General features: G+C 39.2%; 11 protein-coding genes. 2 read left to right on the plus strand and 9 right to left on the minus strand.

Going from position 1 to position 14,948, the window contains the following annotated elements; all coding sequences use genetic code 11:
• Positions 1–56: 56 nt before the first annotated feature.
• From oppF to M1E86_RS10110, 7 genes are all read right to left on the minus strand, one after another.
• Positions 57–1,058, minus strand: coding sequence for a murein tripeptide/oligopeptide ABC transporter ATP binding protein OppF (gene oppF, locus M1E86_RS10080; RefSeq protein ID WP_004254119.1), 1,002 nt, complete (start codon positions 1,056–1,058; stop codon positions 57–59).
• The gene (locus M1E86_RS10085; protein ID WP_125893092.1) at positions 1,055–2,044 is read right to left on the minus strand and encodes an ABC transporter ATP-binding protein; all 990 of its coding nucleotides are present in this window, start codon (positions 2,042–2,044) and stop codon (positions 1,055–1,057) included. The genes oppF and M1E86_RS10085 overlap by 4 nt, the downstream gene beginning before the upstream one ends.
• Positions 2,045–2,054: 10 nt before the next feature.
• Positions 2,055–2,963: an oligopeptide ABC transporter permease OppC gene (gene oppC / locus M1E86_RS10090; RefSeq protein WP_426099077.1), complete on the minus strand. Its 909-nt coding sequence runs from the start codon at positions 2,961–2,963 to the stop codon at positions 2,055–2,057.
• Between the two features lie 14 nt (positions 2,964–2,977).
• The gene (gene oppB, locus M1E86_RS10095; RefSeq protein ID WP_102138645.1) at positions 2,978–3,898 is read right to left on the minus strand and encodes an oligopeptide ABC transporter permease OppB; all 921 of its coding nucleotides are present in this window, start codon (positions 3,896–3,898) and stop codon (positions 2,978–2,980) included.
• A gap of 72 nt (positions 3,899–3,970) precedes the next feature.
• Positions 3,971–5,611 (minus strand): oligopeptide ABC transporter substrate-binding protein OppA, encoded by a 1,641-nt coding sequence (gene oppA, locus M1E86_RS10100; RefSeq protein WP_125893087.1) that lies wholly within the window; start codon positions 5,609–5,611, stop codon positions 3,971–3,973.
• Between the two features lie 93 nt (positions 5,612–5,704).
• Complete coding sequence (locus tag M1E86_RS10105) at positions 5,705–7,306, minus strand: ABC transporter substrate-binding protein (RefSeq protein WP_285315660.1); 1,602 nt, start codon at positions 7,304–7,306, stop codon at positions 5,705–5,707.
• Positions 7,307–7,835: 529 nt separating this feature from the next.
• Positions 7,836–8,480: a YchE family NAAT transporter gene (locus M1E86_RS10110; RefSeq protein WP_004254112.1), complete on the minus strand. Its 645-nt coding sequence runs from the start codon at positions 8,478–8,480 to the stop codon at positions 7,836–7,838.
• 484 nt (positions 8,481–8,964) lie between these two features.
• Between M1E86_RS10110 and adhE the strand changes: the two genes are divergently transcribed.
• Positions 8,965–11,670: a bifunctional acetaldehyde-CoA/alcohol dehydrogenase gene (gene adhE, locus M1E86_RS10115; protein WP_213912673.1), complete on the plus strand. Its 2,706-nt coding sequence runs from the start codon at positions 8,965–8,967 to the stop codon at positions 11,668–11,670.
• 199 nt (positions 11,671–11,869) lie between these two features.
• Here adhE and M1E86_RS10120 read toward each other — a convergent pair whose 3' ends face one another.
• The gene (locus tag M1E86_RS10120) at positions 11,870–12,499 is read right to left on the minus strand and encodes a thymidine kinase (protein WP_213912672.1); all 630 of its coding nucleotides are present in this window, start codon (positions 12,497–12,499) and stop codon (positions 11,870–11,872) included.
• Between the two features lie 531 nt (positions 12,500–13,030).
• On the opposite strand from M1E86_RS10120, the gene hns reads away from it, so the two are divergent.
• Positions 13,031–13,441, plus strand: coding sequence for a histone-like nucleoid-structuring protein H-NS (hns, locus tag M1E86_RS10125; protein WP_125893077.1), 411 nt, complete (start codon positions 13,031–13,033; stop codon positions 13,439–13,441).
• Positions 13,442–13,902: 461 nt separating this feature from the next.
• On the opposite strand, the gene galU is transcribed toward hns, so the two are convergent.
• Complete coding sequence (gene galU, locus M1E86_RS10130; protein ID WP_125893074.1) at positions 13,903–14,823, minus strand: UTP--glucose-1-phosphate uridylyltransferase GalU; 921 nt, start codon at positions 14,821–14,823, stop codon at positions 13,903–13,905.
• Positions 14,824–14,948 lie beyond the last annotated feature (125 nt).

Here is a 14,948-nt window from a genome sequence, read left to right on the forward strand (position 1 = left end):
GTCCCTTTTAGATTAATTAAAGCAAAAGCTCCCTTTTGACCATCATGAGAAAACCATTACAGTGGGTCAATTTTCAAACAAGACACCGCATGTTTAAAGCTTCCTTCTAATAACGGCCTTGTTTTTGCACACTCTTCATCTGCTAATGGGCAACGAGTTCTAAATACACAACCTGAAGGTGGATTAATTGGCGATGGCAATTCACCTTCTAAAAGCTCTATTACCTTATTTTTTTCTTTATCAGGATCAGGAACAGGCACAGCTGACATCAATGCGCGTGTATAAGGGTGTAAGGGATTATTATATACCTCATCATAGGTACCAAGTTCCACGGCATGTCCCAAATACATCACTAATACACGGTCAGAAATATGCTTAACAACCGCCAAGTCGTGCGCAATAAAGATCAGCGACAATTTCATTTCACGTTGTAACTCTTGCAATAAATTAACAACTTGTGCTTGAATTGACACATCTAATGCAGAAACTGGCTCATCGCAAATCACGAGTTTAGGTTCTAAAATCAATGCTCTTGCGATACCGATACGCTGGCATTGCCCCCCCGAAAACTCATGGGGATAGCGGTTAATCAAATTAGGTAATAAGCCAACCCGCATCATCATTTTTTTCACTTTTTCTGTGATTTGTGATGGTGGCATTTTAGGATGATAGGTTTTTAATGGCTCTGCGATAATATCACCGATGGTCATTCGCGGATTAAGCGAAGCCAGTGGATCTTGGAAAATCATTTGGATATCGCTGCGAACGCTACGCCACTCTTTATCAGTTTTACCTAATAAATTCTGCCCAAGCCAACTTACCGTACCATCCGTTGCTTTCACTAATCCAATGAGTGCCCGAGCAAAAGTGGATTTACCACATCCTGATTCCCCGACGACACCTAATGTTTCACCTTCATATAAACGCAGTGTTACACCGTCTACTGCTTTAAGGCTTTTATTTGGTTGCCAAAACCACTGTTTTTTATCTCGGATCTCAAAGTGGACTTTAAGGTCATTCACTTCTAACAATACCGGTCGATTTTCATGAGTACTCATACCAACTCCTCCAGCGGCTTAAAGCAGGCACGTAACCGAGTTTGACCAAATGTGGTTAATGCAGGTTCTTGGTCAATACATTGCTGAACTGCATATTGGCAACGAGGTGAAAATGGACAGCCTTTGGGTAAACGTAGTAAATTAGGCGGGTTACCGGGAATGGTAGCTAAACTCTCATCATCACCATCAAGGCGCGGAACAGCAGCTAACAAACCAAGTGAATATGGATGAGATGGGTGATAAAAGATGTCTTTAGCGGTACCGTACTCCATCGTGCGTCCCGCATACATCACGAGGACTTTATCACATACCCCTGCGACGACCCCAAGGTCATGGGTGATCAAAATAATCGCCGTATCAAACTCATGTTTTAACTCATTGAGCAACGTCATGATTTGCGCTTGTACTGTCACATCAAGTGCAGTCGTGGGTTCATCAGCAATTAACAATTTTGGTTGGCATAACAATGCCATTGCTATCATGACTCGCTGCCTCATTCCTCCTGAAAATTCATGTGGATACATATTCATCCGCTTACGTGCTTCTGGCATTTTAACGGCATCTAACATCCGAACTGACTCTTCGAAAGCCGCTCTTTTACTCATGCCCTTATGTAACATGAGCACTTCCGACAGTTGAGTACCAATTTTCAAATACGGATTCAATGATGTCATTGGGTCTTGGAAAATCATTGAAATCTCTTCCGCGCGCATACGGTTTAATTCTTTTTCTCTTAAGTTCAAAATCTCACGGCCATTAAACATGGCTGAGCCATTAATCTTACCATTTTTGGCGAGTAAGCCCATGAGAGCAAACGCGGTTTGTGATTTTCCTGAACCTGATTCGCCAACAATGCCAAGCGTTTCCCCAGCACTTAGCTCAAAATTCAATTTATTCACTGCCGTCACATCACCATCTTGGGTCGCGAATGTCACACTGAGATCATTCACGGATAACAGAGGGCTTTTCATTGAGTTATTTAACATATTATTCCCTCTAGCGATCTTTCGGGTCGAGCGCATCACACAGCCCATCACCGATAAAGTTAAAACAAAATAGCGTGATGACTAAAAAACCAGCAGGGATCAATAACAACCACGGAGTGACTTCCATTGAGTTCGCCCCATCACTTAATAAAGCTCCCCAACTACTTAACGGTTCTTGTGTCCCTAAGCCTAAAAAGCTTAAGAATGATTCAAACAAAATCATACTTGGAACTAATAGTGAAGCGTATACCACGACCACCCCTAAAACGTTAGGGACAATATGTCGCAGAATAATCTGCCGCGTACTCACACCACAAACAAGCGCTGCTTCAATAAATTCTTTACGCTTTAATCCAAGTGTTTGCCCGCGAACAATACGCGCCATATCCAACCATGACACCATTCCTATCGCCACAAATATCAGTAAAATATTGGTACCAAACAATGTGACTAATAGGATCACAAAAAACATAAATGGGAAGGAGTTTAAAATTTCTAATATACGCATCATGATGGAATCCACTTTTCCACCTACATAGCCAGCTAATGAACCGTACAAAGTCCCTACTACCACAGCGACTAGTGCCGCAGCCACCCCAACCATTAAGGAAATTCGCCCACCGATGGCAACACGCACTAATAGATCTCGGCCTGATGCATCGGTACCAAAATAATGTCCACTGACCATATCAGGAGGCATTGACATCATTTCCCAATCGGTATCGTCGTACAAAAAAGGCGACAACATGGGCGCAAAAATGACAAACAACGTAATTAAAAACAAGACACATAAGCTGAAAATGGCCGCACGGTTGTGCATAAAACGGCGCCGGGCATCTTGCCATAAACTGCGCCCTTCAATATCGAGCTGCTCTGAAAAGTTCGCCAGAGCTTCACTATTTTTCTGGTTCGATAGCATCGTGTTTCTCCGACTTAGTAACGAATTTTAGGGTCAATAACGGCATACAAAACATCGACAATCGCATTAAATGCAATTGTCAGTACCCCAACTAAAATTGTTAAGCTCAATACCAGCGAATAATCACGATTAAGTGCTCCGTTAACAAAGAGTTGGCCGATCCCCGGTAACCCAAAAATGGTTTCAATGACCATTGACCCTGTAATTATCCCTACAAAGGCGGGGCCCATATAGGAAAGCACAGGAAGCAACGCAGGTTTAAGGGCATGGCGTAAAATGATAGTTCTTAGTGGTAACCCTTTTGCACGGGCAGTACGAATAAAATTAGAATGCATAATTTCGATCATCGAACCGCGTGTAATACGGGAAATACTCGCAATATACGCTAATGAAAGCGCAACCATGGGCAGAACCATATGTTTTAGGTTCCCGCCATCCCATCCACCACCAGGGAACCATTTCAAGTGAATGGCAAAAATCAGCACCAATAACGGTGCCACAACAAAGCTTGGGATAACAACCCCCGTCATGGCAAACCCCATGACTGTAAAGTCCCATTTGGTATTTTGGTTGAGTGCGGCTATCACCCCGGCAGATACCCCAAATAAAACAGCAACAATAAACGCGGTTGCCCCTAATTTTGCAGAAACAGGAAATGCTTTAGCCACTAAATCATTCACACTGTAGTCTTTGTACTTAAATGAGGGTCCGAAGTCACCTTTTGAAAGCTGAATTAAATAATTAAAGTACTGCTTATACATTGGGTCATTTAGATGATATTTAGCTTCAATATTTGCCATCACTTCCGGTGGCAATTTCCGCTCGCCAGTGAATGGGCTCCCCGGTGCTAATCGCATCATGAAAAACGAAATGGTAATCAGAACCAAAAGAGTCGGAATGGCTTCTAACAACCGACGAAAAATAAATTTCAACATCGCTCTTTCCTACTTCTATTGCCCAAATAGGCGAATATCTGGCTCCAATCAATGGAGCCAGAGCAACTTTTATTAGTGTTTAATAATATATAAATCTTTAGTATGCAGGTTATCTAATGGGTCTTTGCCACTATATCCCCCTACATAAGGTTTCACTAAACGCGTATTAACATAGTAGTAAAGAGGAACAACACCGGAGTCGTTATCAAGTAATTTTTCGGCTTGTTGATAGAGTTCTGCGCGTTCATCATCCGTTTTGACTTGCAATGTTTTTTTCATCACGGCATCAAAATCGGTATTTTTATAATGAACGGTATTATTACTGCTGTAGGAAAGTAACATATTGAGGAAGGATGAAGGCTCGTTATAGTCCGCACACCACCCCGCGCGTGCAACATCATAGTTGCCTTGATGCCGGCTATCTAGGAATGTTTTCCACTCTTGGTTTTCTAGTTTCACTTCCGCGCCAATATTTTTCTTCCACATAGAAGACGCTGCAATCGCGATACGCTTATGTAAGTCTGAGGTGTTATATAATAAATTGAATTTTAGCGGATTCCCTTTGTTATATCCCGCTTCTTCTAGCAACTGTTTCGCTTTTTCATTACGCTGCTCTTGTGTCATATTCGCGTACCAATCTGGTTTTTCTGATTTCATTCCGCTGGTAAATGGTGGAGTGAAACCATACGCAGGAATATCCCCTTGAGCTTTAACTTTGTACGTAATCGTATCTCTATCCATAGAAAGCTTTAACGCTTCACGTACACGTGGGTCGTTAAATGGTGGTTTTTCATTATTAATTTCATAATAGTAAGTACACAAGTATGGACTTACCCGTAACTCATTCGGCATGTTTTTTTGTAAGCTTTTAAACTGCTCGATAGGTAAGTTGCTGTATGTCATATCAATTTCACCACTACGATAGCGGTTAACATCTGTAACTTCTGAAGAAATAGGTAAAAAAGTCACTTGGTCAATAACCGTATTCGCATTGTCCCAATAGGTTGGGCTACGCTCTAAGACAATACGTTCATTGACCGTCCAATCCTTCAATTTATATGCTCCATTACCCACAAAGTTCTGGGGTTGCGTCCACTTCGCCCCATGTTGTTCAATGGTTTTTTTATTGACTGGGGACATAGATGAGTGTGCTAATAGTTTCGGAATATAAGGAACAGCTTCACTAAGAGTAATAACTAAGGTTTTGTCATCGAGAGCTTTAATACCAAGTTCTTCAGGTTTTTTCTTTCCAGAGATAACATCGTCAATATTATTGATATGGGCATATTGTAAATAACTGGCATAAGGTGATGCAGTATCAGGATCCGCTAATCGTCGCCAACTGTACACAAAATCTTCTGCGGTGACAGGGTCACCATTAGACCATTTGGCACCCTCGCGAATTTTAAATGTCCATTCCGTAAAATCTTTATTTTCCCAGCTTGTTGCTGAACCCGGTAAAATTTCACCATCAGGCCCTACAATCGTGATCCCTTCAAAAAGGTCCCTCGCTAAAGCAGATTCCGGCACCCCTTCGATTTTATGTGGATCCAATGATTGAGGCTCGGAACCATTATTACGAACCATTACCTGTTTTTCAGCCAGCTCAACACCTGCGGGAACCGTTGCTGCAAAACTTGTTGCTATAGAGCCTATTGCCAGCCCAGCCGTTACGCTAAGTGCAATAATCGATTTATTGATTAATTTACTCATCTTATCGGTTACTCCCATACATAATTATTATGATTGTGTGTTGATACATGTTCACCCAGTAGGTGAACACTTTTTATAATTATTTAGATATTATTAATTAGGTTCACTTATATATAACCGTTTAATATCCGTATAATCAAGGGGGTCATTGCCTTTAAATCCACGCACGCTCGGTTTTATCATTCGAGCACTCACGCGATAATAAACAGGAACAATAGCCGAATCCTTGTCTAGCAAGGCTTCGGCTTGTTGGTAAATTGCATGGCGAGATGAAGGATCTGGAGCTGTCAACGCTTGCTCAAGTAAGGCATCAAAGTCCGAATTATTATAAAAAGCGGTATTATTACTATTTTGAGACAACATCATATTCAAAAATGCAGTAGGCTCGTTGTAATCTGCACACCACGTTGCCCTAGCAACATCGTAATGTCCTTCATGACGACTTTGTAATGATGTTTTCCATTCTTGATTTTGCAACGTCACTTGCGCACCAATGTTTTTCTGCCACATCGATGCCGCAACAATCGCTTGCTGCTTGTTTTGATCTGAAGTGTTATACAATAAATCAAATTTCAATGGGTTTTCTTTGTTATAACCCGCTTGTGAAAGTAAATCTTTAGCACGCTGATAACGTTGCTCTGCTGATAAATTAGCCCATTCCGGCAATGTAAAGTCACCATTATTAATAAAGCTTGGCGTAAAACCATAAGCGACTTTTTGCCCTTGCGCGATAATTTTATGGGTAATTATTTCTCGATCTAATCCTAATTTTATTGCTTCGCGTACTCGTGGGTCATTAAACGGTGCTTTTTGATTATTTATTTCATAATAGAATGTGCACAAATAGGGTCGAACATATAATTCATTGGGCCTTTCTTGCTGCATTTTTTTATATAAAACAGGTGGGATTGCAGAATTTGAAATATCAATTTCACCACTACGGTAACGATTAATATCGCTCACTTCGGAGCTAATTGCTAAAAAGGTCGCTTGTTCAATACGGCTATTTTGATTATCCCAATAAAATGGATTTCGTTTGACCACAATACGTTCATTCACCACCCATTTATCCAATACGTATGCCCCATTCCCAATAAAATTTTGAGGCTGTGTCCACTTGTCCCCATACTGTTCAATTGCAGATTTTTTCACGGGTTTCATAGAAGTATGTGAAAGCATATCAACAAAATAAGGTACTGGGTGGCTTAAAGTAACCTGTAAATGTTGTGAGTCAAGCGCCTTCACACCCAGCGCTGTTGTAGGCATTTTCCCTGCTAAAATCGCATCTGCATTTAAAATATACGCATTTTGTAGATAACTTGAATAAGGAGAGCCTGTATTGGGGTCAGATAAACGCTGCCAACTATAGACAAAATCTTCAGCGGTTACCGGTGAGTCATCACTCCACTTTGCATCTTCCCGCAAAGTAAAAATCCAAGAAGTGTAGTTTTGATTGGTCCAACTTTTGGCAACGCCTGGCACTGCCTTTCCGTCTATATCGGTATACACTAGGCCTTCTAATAAGTTTAATATCACATTACTTTCTGGCACCCCTTCCACTTTATGGGGATCAAGAGATGTCACCTCTGAGCCATTATTAATTGTGATTACCTGTTTTACTTTTTCCGTGCCATTTGCTTGTAACGCAACAAATAATAACGAGAGCACACCATAACCAAGTGTTGATTTGAACATCCTATCCCTCACGATTCATTGATGGCGCTATAACCTCATTAGCAACCTTATTTACGCTGATATTTAAGCCCTAAGACTGTTACTTCCTTATAGGCAACCCACTTTACGCCTTAACACTAAAAACAATTTATTAACATTTCCCAGCTAAAATTTTGGAAATTTTAAAAAACACCAGTTGAAAAAATCAAATTACTATTAAATTACAACGCATTACAAAAAAACGATCATGTGACACAAAATAGACTTTAAACTCACACCCAAAACATATCATTAACAAACGCCAATTAGAATAGTGAATAAATTTACGTAGCTCACAATTCCTTACTTTTTATCCCTGTTTTAGTAAAAAATGCCACATATAATTACAGGGATCATTTTTTTAATGTGTGATTATTGATAACTAAAATTTTAATAAGCGAATTAAAACTATCTGAAAAGCAGAATTGATGTGTGTAATACGATAGGAACGAACAATAGATATGGCTGCAAATAGCTTTGGTTTGCAGCCACAAAAAGAGAAGAAATTAGATTACAATAAGCCTGGGAATATCGCTTTAACCCCGGTCACAATAAACTCTATCCCCAGCGACATCAGTAAGAGACCCATGATACGCGTCACCACGTTGATCCCTGTTTGACCTAAGTACCGAACCAATAAAGACGCTGAACGAAATAATAACCAACAACAAAAAGCAAAGGCGATACTCGTTAAGGCTAAACCTAAAAAGTTTTGCCAACCATGCCAACGAGATGACCAAACGATACAAGAACTTATTGCCCCGGGCCCTGCCATCAAAGGTAAGGCCAAAGGAACAACACCAATGCTATCCCTAACCGCAGTTTCTGTTTTTTCTTGCTTATTCTGTTTGTCTTCACCAATTTTACCGCTAATCATCGACATCGCAATGGTGACTATCAAAATTCCGCCAGCAATACGGAAAGAATCAATTGAAATACCAAACAATTGCAGGATTGAGTCACCAATTAATAATGATGTACATAAAATGATAGCAACTGATGTATTTGCAATCGTGTTAGTTTTATTTCTCCCGGCATTACTTTGGTAGTTTGTCATACTAATAAACACAGGCAAAATGCCAACTGGGTTCACAAGTGCAAACAAGCCAATAAAGAATTTTATATAACCCGATAAATCAAGTAATGCGCTACTCACCCATTTATTTCCTTAAGCAGTTCTCTTTAGAGATTCATTGATATCTTTTATAATTTTACCACTGATGTTATTAATTTCCTTGAGCAAAACAATATTTTCTTTAACTTGCTAAATTTGCTCAGCATTTAGTTAGGCATACATAAATTATCTTCGCATATTGTTTTGATAATATTAAATTAAGTAATAGATGAACAACATTTATTCAACTTGTGCAGATATACACATGCTGAAAGGAGTCAGCTTGATGTTTTCGTGATTTAGATCACTTTATTAAATTCCCGTTTTGTTAATCTACTCTTAACTGATAGGCAGAGATAATGAGGATATTAACTCAGCACTGAATAAGGTTTTTAAGCCAATAAGCGATCATGAGCAGCGTTATTATAGATAACATCTATACTTTCATCTCCAAGCATTCCCTAGCTCTATAGATGCATTTTGCTCATTGGCTTAAAAAGTTTAACATTTATCAGGAGTAATCTATATGTCCGTAACTAACGTTACCGAACTCAATGAACTCGTTGCTCGTGTCAAAAAAGCTCAACGCGAATTCGCAACTTTCTCCCAAGAGCAAGTTGATGAAATCTTTAGAGCCGCTGCCCTCGCTGCCGCTGACGCACGTATCCCCCTAGCAAAACTCGCTGTCGAAGAATCTGGAATGGGTATTATTGAAGATAAAGTGATCAAAAACCACTTTGCTTCTGAGTATATCTATAACGCATATAAAGATGAAAAAACCTGCGGCACGCTATCTGAAGACCCAACATTCGGAACAATTACTATCGCTGAGCCGATTGGTATTATCTGTGGTATTGTGCCAACAACAAACCCAACTTCAACCGCAATTTTTAAGTCACTGATTAGTTTAAAAACACGCAACGCGATTATCTTTTCTCCGCACCCTCGCGCTAAAAATGCAACTAACCGCGCGGCACAAATCGTGCTTGATGCCGCTATTGCAGCGGGTGCACCAAAAGACATTATTGGCTGGATTGATTCCCCTTCTGTTGAGCTATCTAACGCTTTAATGCACCATCCTGATATTAACCTGATCCTAGCGACAGGTGGACCAGGCATGGTCAAAGCAGCTTATAGCTCAGGTAAACCTGCAATCGGTGTTGGTGCTGGTAATACTCCTGTCGTTATTGATGAAACAGCGGATATTAAACGTGCCGTTGCGTCCATCTTGATGTCAAAAACATTCGACAACGGCGTTATTTGTGCATCTGAACAATCCGTTGTGGTCGTAGATGAAATCTATAATCAAGTTCGCGAACGTTTTTCAAGCCATGGAGGCTACCTGTTACAAGGAAAAGAGCTTAAGGCCGTTCAAGATATCATATTAAAAAATGGTAACCTAAACGCTGCGATTGTTGGTCAACCTGCCTATAAAATTGCAGAAATGGCTGGTATTACGGTTCCAAAGACAACTAAAATCTTAATCGGTGAAGTCAAAACCATCGATGAGTCAGAACCATTCGCACATGAAAAACTTTCACCATTATTAGCGATGTATCGTGGTAAGAATTTTGAAGATGCGGTTACAAAAGCAGAACAATTAGTTGAAATGGGGGGGATTGGACATACCTCTTGCTTATATACTGACCAAGATAACCAACATGATCGTGTTAACTATTTTGGCCAAAAAATGAAAACAGCGCGTATTTTAATCAATACACCCGCGTCACAAGGTGGTATCGGTGACCTGTACAACTTTAAATTAGCCCCTTCTCTGACCCTAGGTTGTGGTTCTTGGGGTGGTAACTCCATCTCTGAAAACGTAGGTCCAAAACACCTAATCAATACCAAAACTGTGGCGAAGAGAGCTGAAAATATGTTGTGGCATAAACTTCCGAACTCAATCTACTTCCGCCGTGGTTGCCTCCCTATCGCCCTTGAAGAGATCGCAACTGACGGTGCTAAACGCGCTTTTATCGTAACTGATGGTTATCTATTCAATAATGGTTATGTTGATGAAGTGGTTAGCGTTCTCAAAAAACATCACATTGAAACAGACGTTTTCTTTGAAGTTGAGGCAGACCCAACATTAACGGTTGTTCGTAAAGGTGCAGCCCAAATGCAAGCATTCCAGCCTGATGTGATCATTGCGTTAGGTGGTGGTTCACCGATGGATGCGGCTAAAATCATGTGGGTTATGTATGAACACCCAGAAACGCATTTTGAAGAATTAGCATTACGTTTTATGGACATACGTAAACGTATCCACCGCTTCCCTAAAATGGGCGTTAAGGCTAAATTAGTTGCTATCACAACGACTTCGGGGACTGGTTCTGAAGTCACGCCATTTGCGGTAGTGACTGATGATAAAACAGGCCAAAAATATCCATTAGCAGACTATGCCTTAACGCCAAATATGGCAATTGTTGATGCGAACTTAGTCATGAATATGCCTAAATCTTTAACCGCTTTTGGTGGTTTAGATGCGGTCACTCATGCGTTAGAAGCTTATGTTTCTGTTTTGGCTAACGAATTTACTGATGGCCAAGCACTTAAAGCACTAAGTCTATTAAAAGATTACTTACCAGCCAGTTACCATGAAGGGGCTAAAAACCCTGTAGCAAGAGAACGTGTCCATAACGGAGCAACACTTGCAGGTATTGCATTTGCAAACGCATTCCTTGGTGTATGTCACTCTATGGCGCATAAACTTGGTTCAGAGTTCCACATCCCTCATGGGCTTGCTAATGCATTGTTGATTTGTAACGTCATCCGTTTTAATGCGAATGATAACCCAACAAAACAAACTGCATTTAGCCAATACGACCGCCCTCATGCACGCCGCCAATACGCAGAAATTGCGGATCACTTAGGGCTCACTAAAGTCGGTGATCGTACAGGTGAGAAAATTGAAAAATTACTCGCATGGTTGGAGGAAATAAAAGCCGATTTAGGTATTCCTAAATCTATCCGTGAGACGGGGGTGACAGAGGCTGACTTCTTAGCTCGCGTGGATAAACTGTCTGAAGATGCATTTGATGACCAATGTACAGGTGCTAACCCGCGTTATCCTTTAATCTCTGAAATTAAACAATTATTACTGGATTCTTATTATGGTCGCGAGTTTGTTGAACATCAAGACGCACCCGTGATTGAAAAAGAGGAAAAAAAAGCGCCTCAGAAAAAAACAGCTGTAAAAAAAGAAGTTGAAAAGAAAAATACTAAGAAATAATGTTTCACACATTATTTAAAATAAAGGCACTGCAATAATTGCAGTGCCTTTTGTTTAGCTATTAAAAAATGAATTACTGCAAGGACACATAAAATTAATATTATATACAACGGTTCTACTCGCTGAGTCTAGCCCGTAGATGACCATAATAAGTTGATAACAGAGAGCTATTTAATTCCCTATACCGAGCTACTTCGATTTATCGAAAGTGAAGTGCCTGTTTAGGTATAACCCCCTCATTCATCAATTGGGCTTGTTTTATTGCTTCTGAATAGTGCTTACGACAAACAGAAATATACTTTTCATTGCCGCCTATATCCACTTGTAAGCCTTTATATACAGGTATCCCATCACTTCCTATACGTAATACCTTACTCGCCTTACGGCCACAATAACAGACCGTTTTTAGCTCGACTAACTTATCAGCCCAAGCAAGCAAGTATTGGCTACCTTCAAATAATTGCCCCGCAAAATCAGTACGCAATCCATAACATAAAACGGGAATATCCTCGTTATCGACTATGTCACATAATTCTTCAACTTGTTTTTTTGTTAGAAACTGACACTCATCAATAAGAACACAATGCACTTTTTGTACGTTATTTTCTTTTTTTATCAGCTCAGCCATATTTGTTGTCGCTGAGTAGAGTAACGCTTCTGCTGATAAACCGATACGTGATGAGACTTTGCCTTGTTCAAAGCGGTTATCTATCTCTGCAGTAAAAATAACCGTACGCATCCCTCTTTCATTATAGTTATACGATGATTGCAATAATGACGTTGATTTTCCCGCATTCATAGCTGAATAATAAAAATAAAGCTGAGCCATTTGGCTGTTCCCTCAAAATTAATATACAGAATAATTTTACCATAAAACAGACTTCAGGATTAACAATAATGGTGTGCATGTCCTTTACTTATTGAAAATTTAACTTTTTTTCCGACCATGCTCTTACCTTATTGCAAATATTGCTTAGCTTATATGCAATAAAAACCAATTTGATATTAACTATAAACAGTTTCAATTAAAGCACATTCTCCTAAAAAACATCATCAAAAAAAGAAATTTTAAGGAATCTATCCCTTCAGTTCATTCCGAGTAAAAGTAAAATGAGACCCCCCTCTTCTTTTTCGAATAATTTAATCGCTAAAATTTTTAGCTTATTGCTATTTTTCGTTTAGTTCAGTTATTGATAATAGCTATATATATATCTACGAAAAGTTTATTTTTCTTTTGTAAAAAAATTGCAATCGTTAAAGATTACTTTTAAACTAAGGAAGTAATTTAGCTATTGCAGAATTTAAAATAGCATTCTATTATTACTGTACACATGCCAACTAATAATTTGAGACCAGGAAAATGAGCGAATCATTAAAAGCGTTAAATAACATCCGTACTCTTCGTGCTCAAGCTCGCGAAGTAACTTTAGAATCTTTAGAAGAAATGCTGGAAAAGTTAACCGTCGTTGTTGAAGAACGTCGTGACGAAGAAAACCAAGCTCGCGCGGAATTAGAAGAACGTAACCGTAAATTGGAAAAAGTTCGTGAAATGATCCTTGAGCAAGGCGTAGATTTAAATGACCTTCTGCAAACAATGGACTCAGGTAAAAGCACTGGCACCCGTGCTAAACGTGCTGCACGTCCAGCTAAATATAAATATGTTGATGAAAATGGCGAAACCAAAACTTGGACAGGCCAAGGCCGTACTCCAGCTGTAATCAAAATTGCCATTGAAGAACAAGGCAAATCTTTAGATGATTTCTTAATCTAATCGCCTTAACATGTATTCTAAACACCCTTTTATAAGGGTGTTTTTATTTAAACCTATATATATTATTTTATATTAACCTGTAATAAGAAAAAGCGCTTAGCTATTATATCCCCCTTCACCACGAAAACCTCATAGCTACCACCTATGCTCAATAAACAGCGCTGTTTAAGCCACTACTGTGTATTACACAATCAACCAAATAATCATGATAAATAAAAATTAGCAGTAAAGATATGTAAGCTTAATTAGATAAACTTAAATATTATCAGTGATTTTATTTATGCAATCCCCTTATATGTTAATTTTTGCACGCCATACACTTATAGTGTGTGTAGATTAAACAGCCTAAAACAGAGTGTTCCCTCCTTAATACTGATGTTTATTGTTAATAATCTATTTTTTACGTATAAAAAAGGCTAACAAATTAAGTTAGCCTTTAATAAAAATTTATTGTGAAATTTTTATTTTTCTGAATTCAGAGAGACTGACAATTTTTTCAACCACTGAGTGAACTCATCTCCCAGTGCATCATGTTGCATTCCATATTCAACAAACGCTTTCATATAACCTAATTTATTTCCACAGTCATGACTTTTACCACATAAGTGGTAAGCTTCTACTGGCTCGTTATTTTCCATCATTAATGCAATGGCGTCAGTTAATTGAATTTCATCCCCTGCACCTGGCGCTGTTTTGGCTAATGCGTCCCAAATCTTTTCAGATAAAACATAACGGCCAACAATAGATAAATTAGATGGAGCTTCTTCACGTTTTGGTTTTTCAACCATACGAATAATTCTTTTACTATCCCCAGGCGCTAACATCTCGCCATTACAATCCACAATACCATAGCTAGATACGTCTTCCTCTGGGACTGGCTCAACTAAAATTTGACTTGCCCCTGTAGACTCATATTGTTCTAGCATTTCTCGCAAGTTAAATTTAGTTAAATCGGTACTGTAACGGTCTAAAATGACATCAGGCAAAATAACTGCAAAAGGCTCTTCACCGACTAACGGTTTAGCACACAAAATAGCATGCCCTAATCCTTTTGCTATTCCTTGTCGTGTTTGCATAATCGTTACGTGGCTTGGACAAATAGATTGAACTTCATCTAATAGCTGGCGTTTAACACGCGCCTCCAAAATAGCTTCTAATTCAAAGCTTGTGTCAAAGTGGTTTTCAATGGAATTTTTTGATGAATGGGTCACTAAAACGATTTCATTGATCCCCGCAGCAATACATTCATTAACAACATATTGAATCAGCGGCTTATCAACTATAGGCAACATTTCTTTTGGAATAGCTTTTGTTGCAGGAAGCATACGAGTTCCTAAACCCGCAACAGGAATTACCGCTTTACGCACCTTGCGCTGTGTCATATTTATCACTCCAGATATCATCTTAGCCTCTCAAAATTTACTAAAGTACCAAGAGGCATTTTAAGTGCGCAGAAGTATATCAGGAAATATTCATGAATAAATAGCGACGAGTCCGAATAGGGTTA

This window comes from Providencia sp. PROV200, from assembly GCF_049901995.1.
Lineage (GTDB): Bacteria > Pseudomonadota > Gammaproteobacteria > Enterobacterales > Enterobacteriaceae > Providencia > Providencia rettgeri_E.